General features: G+C 31.1%; 10 protein-coding genes. All 10 read left to right on the plus strand.

Annotation, left to right across the window (positions count from 1 at the left end; genetic code table 11):
• The first annotated feature begins 26 nt into the window (after positions 1-26).
• On the plus strand, positions 27-995 hold the full coding sequence (locus CFPG_RS01565; protein WP_041572383.1) for a polyprenyl synthetase family protein: 969 nt from the start codon (positions 27-29) through the stop codon (positions 993-995).
• A gap of 21 nt (positions 996-1,016) precedes the next feature.
• Positions 1,017-2,120, plus strand: a complete 1,104-nt coding sequence (gene ychF, locus CFPG_RS01570) for a redox-regulated ATPase YchF (protein WP_012573294.1) — start codon at positions 1,017-1,019, stop codon at positions 2,118-2,120.
• A 365-nt stretch (positions 2,121-2,485) separates the two neighbouring features.
• Complete coding sequence (gene nadA / locus CFPG_RS01575) at positions 2,486-3,433, plus strand: quinolinate synthase NadA (RefSeq protein WP_012573295.1); 948 nt, start codon at positions 2,486-2,488, stop codon at positions 3,431-3,433.
• A gap of 107 nt (positions 3,434-3,540) precedes the next feature.
• Complete coding sequence (locus CFPG_RS01580) at positions 3,541-4,419, plus strand: phosphate ABC transporter ATP-binding protein (RefSeq protein WP_265348037.1); 879 nt, start codon at positions 3,541-3,543, stop codon at positions 4,417-4,419.
• Positions 4,420-4,502: 83 nt separating this feature from the next.
• A complete protein-coding gene (locus CFPG_RS01585) occupies positions 4,503-6,863 on the plus strand; it encodes a sulfurtransferase TusA family protein (protein ID WP_012573297.1) in 2,361 nt (786 codons plus the stop codon).
• A gap of 196 nt (positions 6,864-7,059) precedes the next feature.
• Positions 7,060-7,866 (plus strand): HesA/MoeB/ThiF family protein, encoded by an 807-nt coding sequence (locus CFPG_RS01590; RefSeq protein WP_012573298.1) that lies wholly within the window; start codon positions 7,060-7,062, stop codon positions 7,864-7,866.
• 333 nt (positions 7,867-8,199) lie between these two features.
• The gene (locus CFPG_RS01595; RefSeq protein WP_012573299.1) at positions 8,200-9,177 is read left to right on the plus strand and encodes a PstS family phosphate ABC transporter substrate-binding protein; all 978 of its coding nucleotides are present in this window, start codon (positions 8,200-8,202) and stop codon (positions 9,175-9,177) included.
• 82 nt (positions 9,178-9,259) lie between these two features.
• Complete coding sequence (gene pstC, locus CFPG_RS01600) at positions 9,260-10,153, plus strand: phosphate ABC transporter permease subunit PstC (RefSeq protein WP_012573300.1); 894 nt, start codon at positions 9,260-9,262, stop codon at positions 10,151-10,153.
• Positions 10,150-11,001: a PstA family ABC transporter permease gene (locus tag CFPG_RS01605; protein WP_012573301.1), complete on the plus strand. Its 852-nt coding sequence runs from the start codon at positions 10,150-10,152 to the stop codon at positions 10,999-11,001. The genes pstC and CFPG_RS01605 overlap by 4 nt, the downstream gene beginning before the upstream one ends.
• Before the next feature lie 117 nt (positions 11,002-11,118).
• Positions 11,119-13,167 carry a uroporphyrinogen-III C-methyltransferase gene (gene cobA / locus CFPG_RS05265; RefSeq protein WP_012573302.1) on the plus strand — a complete coding sequence of 683 codons (2,049 nt, stop codon included), beginning with the start codon at positions 11,119-11,121 and terminating at the stop codon, positions 13,165-13,167.

Here is a 13,167-nt window from a genome sequence, read left to right on the forward strand (position 1 = left end):
TTAATTAAATGTTAATCATATGCCTCATGTTACAATTCATAACAAAACCTGTACAGAAAGAACTAGATGCTTTTGACAAACTCTATACAAACATTTTGCATGTTCCGATAAGTGAATTCCAATACATGTTGAATTTTATTTTAAAAAAAAAAGGAAAGCGAATTCGTCCAATTATCTTAATCTTATCTGCTAAGCTCTGCGGAGAGCCTACTATTAAAACCATAGAATATGCCGTAATTTTAGAGTTGTTACATGTCGCAACTTTAATACATGATGATGTAGTAGATAATGCAGTTCTTCGTCGAGGAAATCCGTCCGTTATGGCAAAATTTGGTAATCAGGCAGCCGTTTTGTTAGGCGATTATATTCTTTCTAAAGCAATTAAACAAGGCATTGAAACAAAAAATTTTGCCATCCTACAAGTATTAACTCATTTAGCACAAAATTTATGTGAAGGTGAACTAACACAATTGATTTTTTCTTCAAAAAAAATTATTGATGAAAATCACTATTTCGAAATTATACGAAAAAAAACAGCTATCTTATTTTCTGTTTGCTCAAAAATAGGTGCCTTATCCGTTAATGCAGATGTTAAGAAAAATAAAACTTTGCAATTAATTGGAGAATATTTGGGCATCTGTTTCCAAATAAGAGATGATTTATTAGATTACTTAGACTCGGAAAAAATAGGCAAACCTACAAAAAATGACATTAAGGAGGGAAAGATCACTTTACCTCTTATCTATGCATTAAAAACAGCTCCAAAAGCTAAATCGAAACCCATGATGTTAATTATAAAAAAACAAGATTTTTCATCTGAAAATGTTCAGCAACTCATCAACTTTACCAAAGAGCAAAAAGGTATAGAATATGCACAAGAAAAAATGCTAAAAATAAAAACAAATATAATTGAATTATTAAACTATTTTCCTCATTCAGAAGCAAAGAAATCTATGCTTAGATTAGTAGACTACATTATTGAAAGAAAAAAATAACATAACAAATTAAAGTAATTAATGGCATTAAAATGTGGTATAGTAGGATTACCAAATGTGGGAAAATCCACTCTTTTCAATTGTCTTTCTAACACAAAAGCACAAGCAGCAAATTTTCCTTTTTGTACGATAAAACCAAATTTATGTACAATTATTGTTCCTGACGAACGATTAAATAAATTAGAAGAATTAGTAAAACCACAAAAAGTTATTCCTGCAACAGTAGAAATTGTAGACATTGCCGGATTACTCAAAGGAGCCAGTAGAGGCGAAGGATTAGGCAATAAATTTCTTGCCAAAATTCGTGAAACAGATGCTATAATACATATTTTACGTTGCTTTGATGATGACAATGTAATTCATGTAAATGAAACTGTCAACCCAATACGAGATAAAGAAATTATTGATTATGAACTACAAATAAAAGATTTGGAAACAATAGAATTACGTTTTTCTAAAATAGAAAAACAAATTCAAGATAGAAGATATAAACAAGCTAAACTAGAATGGGAAGTACTACTAAAATATAAAGAAGCTTTAGAAAATGGTAAGTCTGCACGAACGGTTCAATTTGACACAAAAGAAAAACTGATGATAGCAAAGAACCTTTTTTTATTGACAAGCAAACCAATTCTCTATGTATGCAATGTTGATGAATCTGCTGCTGCTCTAGGAAACAAATATACAAGAAAGATAAATGAAATTCTTCAAAAAGAAGGAGCAGAATTATTGATAGTAGCAGCTAAAGTAGAATCAGAAATTGCAGAAATTAAAGACTATAAAGAACGTCTATATTTCTTAAAAGAATTAGGATTAATGGAATCTGGAGCAAACAGACTAATCAAATCCGCTTACAAACTATTACATCTAGAAACTTTTCTGACGGTAGGAAAACAAGAAGTCCATGCATGGACTTTCCTCACGGGAAGTAGAGCTCCTCAATGTGCAGGAATTATTCATAGTGATTTTGAAAAAGGGTTCATCCGTGCTGAAGTAATTAAATACAGCGATTTTATAACATTAGGTTCAGAATATGCATGCAGAGAAGCTGGAAAAATAAAAATTGAAGGAAAAGAATATACAGTACAGGACGGTGATATAATGCATTTCCTATTTCATGTTTAATTTCGTTTAATTTCGTTTAATTTCGTTTAATTTCATGTTAATAACTTTTTAATTAAAAAATAATAGTACATATCTGTGGGTGATATTTTGTTTCTAAATCTATCTTTCAAAAACTTGTTCTCTACTTATAATACTATTTGTTCAACAACAAAAAACTGAAATTTTAATAGAATATTTTATTCGTATAGAATGAAAATTCTAAAAGATAAATTTTTCATTTTAAAGTTGTTATGAACGTTATTCATACTATATTCATAGTAATAAATAAAAAGTTTTTAACTTTTTATACCTTCTAACAGAAAATATGTTTATATATTATTATTTATAATATATTTTTAAATTAGAATTGAATAAAAATAAATACAATGATTAATAACCTTTCCTTAATTCAATCTATCTGTGATCTGAAAAGAAAGAAAAACGCAATTATTTTATCTCATTATTACCAAAACAATTCTATTCAAGAAATTGCCGACTACGTAGGTGATAGTTTGGCTTTAGCACGTTTAGCTTCGCAAACAAATGCTGATGTAATTATACTTTGTGGGGTACATTTTATGGCTGAAACAGCTAAAATACTTAGCCCCAAAAAACGTGTATTCATTCCTGATATAAATGCAAGATGTTCATTAGCAGACTCTTGTCCTCTAAGTGAATTCAAAGAATTCATAAAACAATATCCATACCATTTAATCGTTTCTTATATAAATACTTCTGTGGAGATTAAAGTCTTAACGGATATAGTGGTTACTTCTGGAAATGCTTGTAAGATTATAGAGAGCTTTCCAAAAAATGTAAAATTGATTTTTGCCCCCGATAGAAATCTTGGTAATTATATAAATAGTATTACTGGGCGAGATATGATTATATGGAATGGAGCTTGCCATGTACATGAACAATTTTCTTTGGAAAAAATATTAAATCTAAAACAAAAATACCCTAATGCCTTAGTATTGGCACATCCTGAATGCAAATCAGCTATTTTGAAAATAGCTGATTATATTGCTTCTACTGCTGGTTTATTGAACTATGTTTCTCAGTCAAAAAGAAATAAGTTTATTGTAGCTACTGAATCTGGGATTTTGCATAAAATGAAAATGATTAATCCTGATAAGTTTTTTATTCCTGCTCCTCCCAACGACAGTACTTGCGCTTGTAATGAGTGTAGTTTTATGCGCCTAAATACATTGGAAAAATTGCACAATTGTTTAAAGTATGAGGAACCAGAGATAATTATTGATAGAGAAACAATTAAAAAAGCCGCTGAGCCTATTAATAAAATGCTGAAGTTGTCAGACAAATTGGGATTGTAAAAATCTCGCGATTTAATCAGATTTCAATCTGAATCAACTCGAAGATTTTCTGTTAAAAACAATATAAAAATAGAAAATATCCCATACATTTACTTTTTTAGAAAAAAATGAGCATCAAAAATAAGTTTATAAATGTTTTATTCTCTTTTTTAGAGAAAGTTTTTGGGATTCATTTAATGAACTATATGATTTGTCCTGAAGAAAAAAAAACTATAAAAGTTGATAGTTTTGGGCATCGTGGTATAAGTGTACGTCATTTGAATCTGAGAATTAATGGCAATCATATTTTGAAAGATATAAGTGTGGATTTTCCGGATAGAAAAATTACTTGTATCATTGGCCACTCAGGTTGTGGTAAATCAACCTTACTAAAAACACTTAATCGTCTTAATGACAACATAGCAGGTGTAGAAATAGATGGACATGTCTATGTGGATGGAGAAGATCTTTTTGGGAAAGATGTAGAAGTTACACATATACGAAAAAAAATTGGTTTAATAGCTCAACGTCCTACACCTTTACCTATGTCTATATTTGACAATGTTGCGTACGGTTGTAGAATTCATGGTATTCGTAAAAAAAATGAATTAAAAGAAATTGTCGAAACTAATTTGCGTTTGGTTGGTATGTGGGATGAGGTAAAAGATCGCTTGAAAGAATCAGCGTCTTCTTTGTCTATTGGGCAACAACAACGTTTGTGTTTAGCAAGAGGTTTGGCAGTTCAGCCAGAGTTTATTTTGGGAGATGAGTCTACTTCGGCATTGGATCCTATTTCCAGTCGTTTAGTAGAAGATTTGTTTGTTGAACTTAAAAAGAAGTATGGTATTATCTTAGTAACCCATACTTTAAGACAAGCGTTAAAGATGGCTGATTTTGTAATTTTTGTTTATATGGGAAAAATTATTGAAATGGGTTCTGCTAAAGATTTGCTTGAACATCCGAAAGAAGAGTTAACCAAACAATATTTATCAGGTATATTCAGTTAGCTTAAAGTTTTATTATTCAATCTAATATGATTTTCTCTAATATGATTTTCTTTTTTTTATTGAAATAAAAACTGTATTTAACAATGATGTACAGATTACCAGACACATTAAGTGAAGATATTCAACGTTTTGGAGTATTATCTGTGGACTATCGGGAGAAGAAGATAGGATCAGTGGAGTTTAAATCTTTTCGAGTACCAATGGGTGTCTATGAACAACGAGAAAATGAGGTGTATATGTCTCGTATTCGAACAACCGGAGGTGTGATTTATCCCAAACAGTTCTTGAGGATAATAGATATTGCTTTGAGGCATCATTCAGATTTATTACATATTACAACACGCCAAGAAATCCAGATACAAAATCTGAAATTGGAAGAAATACAACCAATATTTTATGAATTACAAGAGATAGGATTAACCACTAAAGGTGGTGGAGGAAATACTATACGTAATATATTGGTTTCTTATAATAGTGGAATTACCAATGATGAAGTTTTTGATACTACTCCTTATGCAATAGAATTAACAACTAGGTTAATAGCCGAATCAGATTCCTATTTGCTTCCTCGTAAGATGAAGATTGCTTTTTCATCATCTGATAAGCAGGTAGATTATGCTGCAATTAACGATTTGGGATTTGTTGCAAAGATTCAGGATGGACAAAAAGGTTTTGGAGTTTATGTAGGTGGAGGTGCTGGTTCTAAACCAGCAGTTGGATGGTTAGTATTTAATTTTATTCCGGAAAGTGAACTGTTTATTGTGAGTGAAGCTGTCAAGAAGATGTTCTCTGAACATGGTAACCGAAAAAATAGAAATAGAGCGAGAATTCGTTATATTTTCTATAATTTAGGAGAAATTGAGACTATTCGTCTTATAAGAGAATATTATGAAACATTGAAAAAAACAATTCCTTTATTTCTTCTGAAAGAAGAACATAAAGAAAAGTTAGCTATTGAATATAGCAAATCTGATCCTAGTAATGATATAGTACTTCTTGACGAAAACTATGAAATTTGGAAGAAAAGATATGTGATTGAGCAGAGACAAATTGGATATATGTCAGTGTTGCTTCCTTTTGCATTAGGTAATCTTTTGTTGAAGAATAAAAAATTTATAGAAAATTTAAAGAAGCTTTTGAATTTTGTTTCTCAATTTGGACAAGATACAATTCGTTTTACGACTACGCAAAATGTTCAGTTGCGAAATATCCCAGGTAGTGCATTACCAGAATTATATTTACTGATTAAAAATATATTACCAGAGGTTCAAGAACCTTTATTAGTAAATAATATTATTTCTTGTACTGGAGCAGATACTTGCCGTTTGGGAATTTGTTTGTCGAAAGGGTTAACTGTCGCTATTAGCGATAAAATAAAAAACACAAGGGCAGAGTGGGACAAATTGGCTACTGTGCGTATTCATATATCAGGATGTCCTAATTCTTGTGGTCAACAGCTTTGGGCAGATATAGGATTTTCAGGAAAAGCATTGAGAAACAATAGACTATATCCTGGCTATCAAGTATATTTAGCATCTAATAGGAGTGATAATCCTCGTTTAGCTGAATTAGTTGGTAGTATTGCTGCACGCGATATACCAGAATACGTTGTTCGTTTGTTAATTTCTTATTTGGAAGTTAGATTAAAGTATAAGAACTTAACTTCTTATTTGGAAAATGAAGGAAAAGAAACGGCAATCCGGTTGTTGAATGATTATCAGAAAATACCATCTTTTGAAGATGATAAAAGTTATTACTTCGATTGGGGGGCAAGTATTCCATTTAATATTATCAATCGGAAGAAAACAGAATGTTCTTCGGGATTGTTTGATATGATTAATGTTGATTTGAATCATATTAATGATGCTAAAAAAAATATTGAGACAGAAAAAGATGAACAAAAGATAAATAAGTATTTGTACGATATTATTTATTTTTCTTCACATATGTTGTTAATAACAAGGGGTGTAGAACCAAAGACAACAGAGGATGTATTCAATTTATTTCTTCAGTATTTTCTTGATAAGAAATTAGTTGAAAATAAATACTATGGTCTTTTGGAACAAGCAAGAGATAATAAACAATCGAATTTTGTAATTCATAAGGGAAATATTTACTCTCTTTCAGATGCTGTTGTAGAATTATATAGAAACATGGATGACTCTTTACATTTTAAAAATGTAGAATTGGTGGTATCTGAAATGGAAAAAATAAAAGAAGTTTCATATAAAAATAGATTCAAAGATTTGCGTGGTGTTATTTGTCCGATGAACTTTGTACAAGTCAAGATACAATTGGCATCGATGCAATCTGGTGAAAAATTGGAAATATGGTTGGATGATAGTCATCTTAGTGTCATTATTTCAATACAAAATGAAGGACATCAAATATTAGAACAAGACCGTATAGAAAATTATTGGAAGGTAATTATTAAAAAGAAATAAGGTTTTGAAATTTTAGAATGAATGAAGGGAGGGAAAAAATATTCATTTTGCTAATTTGCTAATGAATGACGAAAGTGATGGATTATATTATAGTATTTAGTTATTATGTGATTCAAGAAGAAAATGTTTAGAACATAAAGATTTTCTAAAAAATAGTTTTATAGTCTTGTGTTTTATAAAAAAAAAGCGATGAAAGATGAATTTTACATCTGAACAAATAGAACGTTATAGCCGTCATATTCTTTTGCAGGATGTAGGTTTAGAAGGGCAAGAAAAAATAGGTGATAGTAAAGTACTTGTGATTGGTGTTGGAGGATTGGGAGCACCTGTTCTTTTTTATTTGGCTGCTGCAGGAATTGGTACTTTGGGAATTATTGACAGAGAAGTAGTAGATTTAAGTAATTTACAAAGGCAAATTATTCATTTTGCTTCTGATGTAGGTAAAATAAAGGTGCAATCAGCGAAAGAAAAGATTAAACAAATTAATCCAAGTGTAAAAGTTGTTACTTATCAGGAATCTTTCAATGTGAATAATGCTTTTGATGTTATCAAGGACTATGATTTCATTGTAGATGGAACAGATAATTTTCCAACTAAATTTTTAATAAATGATGCCTGTGTTTTAGCAGGAAAACCATTTTCGCATGGAGGTATTCTTCAGTTCGAAGGACAGACATTAACATATCTTCCCGGAACGATGTGTTATCGATGTGTGTTTCATAGTCCACCACCTTCTAATTCTATTCCTACTTGCTCGCAGGCAGGTGTTTTGGGTACTATTGCAGGAATATTAGGAACAATACAGGCAACAGAGGTGTTGAAGTTTCTTATCGGTACAGGAGAGCTATTAACTAACCGTTTACTTACTTTTAATGCTAAAAGCATGATTTTCCGGACTATAAAAATAAATAAAAATAGAGAATGTCTTATTTGCGGAAGTTATCCCAGTATCACAAATTTAGCAGAATCTGAACGAATTGTTTGCGAGTTAGAGAATAAATAGATACTTCTTAAGATGATGGCATAAGATTCATTTGGTGCAATTACATTAGGTGAGATCGGATAATTGATAAATCAATATAAATAGTTTCAGACATTGTAGTTTCAGACATTGGAAGAGTGAAAGGAAGATTTTTATAGTGATAATATTTTTAGAGAGTATTTTTTATTTCTACTGTTAATTTTGGTAATGCAAATGATAGTAACCTTGTATGAATAATATAGGAAAAACGAATTTTGATTGTTATTTTTCGAGTTTGATTTACAAATGTTTTATTGAAGTATGGCATTCTTGTTAAAAGATATTTTATGGCTTTTGTTTAATATATGATGACAGATGAATAATATTTTTTTTATAAAAAAACATTCTCTTTTGATTGTAAGTTTTTTGTTTCTTACATTTATGTCTTGTGGACAAAAAAAACATTTAGATTCAACGACAGGTGATACCTTATCAGGTAAGGTTCGAATATCAGGATCCTTTGCTCTTTATCCAATGATGGTAAAATGGGCAGAAACATTTAAAATTTTACATCCTGATGTGAGTTTTGATATTTCTGGTGGTGGTGCTGGTAAAGGCATGACTGACGTCCTTAACGAAATGGTAGATGTAGGTATGGTTTCTCGCGAGATTTATTCACAAGAAGTAGAAAATGGGGCTTTTTGTATTCTTGTGGCAAAAGACGCTGTTGTTCCTATTGTCAATGTAGCTAATCCTGAATTGAAGGCTATATTATCAATTGGTTTGAGAAAAGAAATTGCACGGAAATTGTGGAATGAAAAAATCAAAACATGGGGAGCTGTATTGGGTACTTCAAGTAAAACTTGTGTGCATGTATTTACTCGTTCTGATGCCTGTGGTGCTGCTGAAACATGGGCTTCATGGTTTAATGCTAGACAAGAGGATTTGAAGGCAACTTCTATTTTTGGTGATCCTGGTATTGCAGATGCGATACAGAAAGACAAATTCGGTATTGGTTATAATAATATTAGTTATGCTTATAATCGGAAAACTAAAAAACTCAATGAAGGATTAGCAATTATTCCTTTGGATGTAAATGGAAATGGCAAGATAGACCCTGAAGAAAGTTTCTATGAAACAATGGAATCATTAATTACTGCAATTAACGATGGACGATATCCTTCTCCCCCCGCTCGTTATCTTTATTTAGTAACCAAAGGTAAGCCTACTAGTCCTGCTTTAATTTCTTTTCTTAAATATATTCTTTCTGAAGGACAGAAATATGAAGTTGAAACAGGGTATATTGGTCTTAGTCAAAATGAGTTAGACAAAGAGATTGAAAAAATCAAATAGTTAATAATGTATTCAATAAATTTATTTTCTATTATCAACTACCAAAAATATCATATACTTTCATATTTTTAAAAAATTAGTTATGCTTGGTAGAATTTTTAAAGATAAAATTGCAAAAAAGGTAATGCAAGGCTTGACTTTTTTTGCATTTCTACTTTTAGTAATGATGGGTGTAGGATTATATTACAAATCAGTATCTATTATAAAAGCAAATTCGATATGGCAATTATTATCTAGTTCTGAGTGGAGTCCTTTAACTGGTCATTTTGGTTTTTATTCATTCATTCTTGGTACAGTATATGTGACGTTATTGGCAGTAGGTATTTCTGTGCCCATTAGTCTGTTGATGGCTTTGTTTTTGACTCAAAATGCCAAGTCATGGATAAAAAAAATTGTTTTTCCGGTATTGGATATTTTAGCTGCAATTCCGTCTGTTATTTATGGTGTATGGGGGATACTAATTATTGTTCCTTTTATTGCCAATGTTTTGGGTCCTTATTTTGTTGATTATACTAGTGGATATACAGTTTTGGCTGGAGGTGTTGTACTTAGTGTAATGCTTGTTCCTTTGTTAGTTAGTTTATTTGTTGAAATTTTTTCTACTATACCAGAGAGTTATAAAGATGCTTCTGCTTCTTTAGGTGCTACACGTTGGCAAACATCTCGTAGTGTAATTTTACGTAAATCCTCTTCAGGAATCATTGCTTCAGTTATGCTTGCCATATCAAAAGCTTTTGGTGAAACGATAGCCGTACTTATGGTTTGTGGTAGTGTTGTGAAAAATCCCAAGTCATTATTTGATTCGTGTTATCCTTTGTCAGTATTAATTGCAAATAATTTTGGTGAAATGATGTCGGTACCGATGTATGAATCGGCATTGATGTTTGCTGCATTAATAATGTTTATCATCATATTTATTTTTAATGTTATATCTCGTTTGGCTCTCCAACGTATAGAAAGATCACTTAGATTATGAAACTGAAATTTATAGAAGAAAAGTTTTTTAATGGATTAATGGTGATATCTACAATGATTGTATTTGCTTTTGTTGGAAGTATCATTTGGATAATTTTGACTAGAGGGTTGCCTGCTTTGTCGTGGGATATGATAACTAAGTTACCTAGTGGTGGATTTTATTTAGATGGTGGAGGTGGTATTTTAAATGCTATTGTTGGTTCATTGCTGATTGTATCAGGCTCTACTATAGTGGGTTTAGTTGTTAGTGTTCATGTTATTTTTTACATAAATGTTTTTTTACCCAAAGATTCAAAGTTATCTTATTTTATACGTCTTTCGTTTGATGTTCTCTATGGCATTCCTTCTATCGTTTATGGAGCTTTCGCTTTTATTATTATGACGTTTTTTGGATTGAAAGCATCCTTATTAGGTGGTATTTTGGTTATAACACTTTTAGTTATTCCAATATTTGTTCGATCAATGGACGAAGTGGCTAAATCTGTATCAAAGGATTTATTAGATTCAATTTATTCTCTTGGAGCTACCAAATCGGAAGCAGGCATGATAATAGGACGTCAAATTGCTCCTGGAATTATTACTGCTACACTTCTTTCTATAGGACGTGCCATAGGTGATACTGCTGGGGTAATGTTTACAGCTGGTTTTACGGATAATATTCCAGTGGTTCCTTGGAGAGATCAAGCCGCTACACTTCCTTTATCAGTTTTCTTTCAATTAAGTAGTCCTATTCCTGAAGTTCGGGAGCATGCTTATGCTGCAGCTTTACTACTTACAATTATTGTTTTATTATTAAGCCTCAGTGGGAGGCTTGCAGTTGGTAGGTTGTCAAGGAATAAGATAAATTAGGAAAATGTATTATTTCTAATTTTCGTAAGTGAATAATTTTTGAATATAATTTCATTTTTTTTAAAATGTGTTGTGAAACTGGTAGATACTACAAATAACATTTTGCTTTATAGATGTATGGATACTTCTAAGTTTTCAAAAGGAAATTTAAGGGTTATTAGTAGGAACAGTCCTCTTTCATTGCTTCAAGTGAAGGAAGTCTTCTCATTTTTTCCGAATATTGATTATCAGTTAATAACTATAGAATCGTTTGGAGATAAGAATAAACATGTTGCCTTGTTTGATATATCTAATGTATCTTCTTTTTTTCTAGAAGAAGAAAGCATTTCAGATTTTTTTACGCGTGAATTGGATGAGGCATTGATTTATAATAAAGCAGATATTGCTGTTCATTCAGCCAAAGATTTGCCTTATCCTTTACCATATGATTTAGAGTTATTTGCTCTATTTCAAGCAATGGATAAGTCTGATTCTTTGATTAGTAGAAATAATTTGACATTAGAACAGTTACCCCCAAGAGCAAGGGTTGGTACGAGTTCTCAAAAAAGAAAAACCGAATTGTTGAAGATTCGTCCTGATTTGGAAGTTGTAAGTATTCGTGGAAATATTGAGGAACGCATAGCTAAGATGGATAATGGTTTTATAGATGCTTTAATTGTAGCTACTTGTGCATTAATACGATTAGGGATGGAAGCTCGCATAGCTTGTATACTTCCATTTGAAACCCATTCCTTGCAAGGGAATTTAGCTATTGTTGGACGGAAAAATGACAAGAATGTTAAAAATTTGTTTTGTATACAAGATATACGGAAAAGATATGGGAAAGTAAGTTTAGTTGGATTTGGACCTGGTGATCCTGATCTGTTGACTATTGGAGGATATAAGGCTTTGTTATCAGCTGATATTATTTTTTACGATGATTTATTAAATCAAGAGTTTCTTTCTCGATTTTTGGTAGAAAAAGTGTATGTAGGTAAAAGAAAAGAAGTTCACCGATTTCATCAAGGTGAGATTAATGAATTTCTTTACCGGGAAGCAATTTCAGGAAAGAGAGTAGTGAGATTAAAGGGGGGGGATCCAATGATTTTTGCACATGGGCGTGAAGAGATTGATTTTTTACAGAGTCGTTTTGTAGAGGTAAATATTATTCCAGGTATTTCTTCTGGGATTGCTATGTCTTCTTATACACATATTCCGTTGACATATAGAGGATTAGCATCTTCTGTTGCTTTTGTAACTGGACATTCAGAAGAAAATATACAAGTTCCCACTACCGATACTTTGGTTTATTATATGAGTGGTGCTAACCTGTCTGTGATTGCAAGAAAATTGATAGCTGTAGGGCGTAGGGAAGATTTGCCTGTCGCTTTGATTTATAGTGTTTCGTTACCAAATCAGAAAATTTGGTATTCTTCATTGAAAGAACTACAGTATTCAATTATTAAATACCCTACTCCTATTTTATTGATAATAGGTGAAGTAGTTTCATTTGAAAAAAAAGAAACATGTAAAAGTCAAGTATTATTAACAGGGACTTCCAATGAAACTAGTATTCGTTATGTAAATGCAATTCATACTCCTTTAATTAAGATAAATAAGATAGAAAATAATAAACGTTTATATACTTCTATAAAAGAGATAAGTGTTTTTGATTGGATTATTTTTACTAGTCGTTATGGTGTCTATTATTTTTTTGAATCATTAAACGAAATGAAGTTAGATATGAAAGTTTTATCTGCTGTTTATATAGCTTCGGTTGGGAAAGCAACCTCTTTGGAATTAAATAAACATGGATTTTATGCTGACATAGAATCAGAAAGTGAATCGGCAGAGGGGTTGATTAATTATTTCAAAGTTATGCGATTAACAAGAAAGCGGATATTGCTTCCTCGTTCGAATAGAGGCCTGAAATATCTTTCTGAATTATTGGAACAACTTGGGAATGAAGTAATAGATATTCCAGTATATACTAATGAAATAAATGATAAAGCAGAGAAAGTAGATTTGTCTTTTTTTCAAAAAATTGTTTTTTCTTCTCCTTCTGGAGTAAATGCTTTCATACAACTTTACAGAATGTTACCTTCTGGAATTCAAATGATTGCAAAAGGAAAAACTACGTTTAGTTCATTGTTTAGTTTTTTTAAAATAGATTCTATCCGAAATTGA

The sequence above is a fragment of the Candidatus Azobacteroides pseudotrichonymphae genomovar. CFP2 genome (genome assembly GCF_000010645.1).
GTDB classification, from domain to species: Bacteria; Bacteroidota; Bacteroidia; order Bacteroidales; family Azobacteroidaceae; genus Azobacteroides; species Azobacteroides pseudotrichonymphae.

Bases quoted from the DNA above. Each gene is read 5' to 3' on its own strand.
- CFPG_RS01605 (WP_012573301.1), top strand. From the start codon at position 10,150: ATGAAACTGAAATTTATAGAAGAAAAGTTTTTTAATGGATTAATGGTG.
- ychF (WP_012573294.1), top strand. From the start codon at position 1,017: ATGGCATTAAAATGTGGTATAGTAGGATTACCAAATGTGGGAAAATCC.
- pstC (WP_012573300.1), top strand. From the start codon at position 9,260: ATGCTTGGTAGAATTTTTAAAGATAAAATTGCAAAAAAGGTAATGCAA.
- nadA (WP_012573295.1), top strand. From the start codon at position 2,486: ATGATTAATAACCTTTCCTTAATTCAATCTATCTGTGATCTGAAAAGA.
- CFPG_RS01580 (WP_265348037.1), top strand. From the start codon at position 3,541: ATGAGCATCAAAAATAAGTTTATAAATGTTTTATTCTCTTTTTTAGAG.
- CFPG_RS01565 (WP_041572383.1), top strand. From the start codon at position 27: ATGTTACAATTCATAACAAAACCTGTACAGAAAGAACTAGATGCTTTT.
- CFPG_RS01585 (WP_012573297.1), top strand. From the start codon at position 4,503: ATGATGTACAGATTACCAGACACATTAAGTGAAGATATTCAACGTTTT.
- cobA (WP_012573302.1), top strand. From the start codon at position 11,119: ATGGATACTTCTAAGTTTTCAAAAGGAAATTTAAGGGTTATTAGTAGG.
- CFPG_RS01590 (WP_012573298.1), top strand. From the start codon at position 7,060: ATGAATTTTACATCTGAACAAATAGAACGTTATAGCCGTCATATTCTT.
- CFPG_RS01595 (WP_012573299.1), top strand. From the start codon at position 8,200: ATGAATAATATTTTTTTTATAAAAAAACATTCTCTTTTGATTGTAAGT.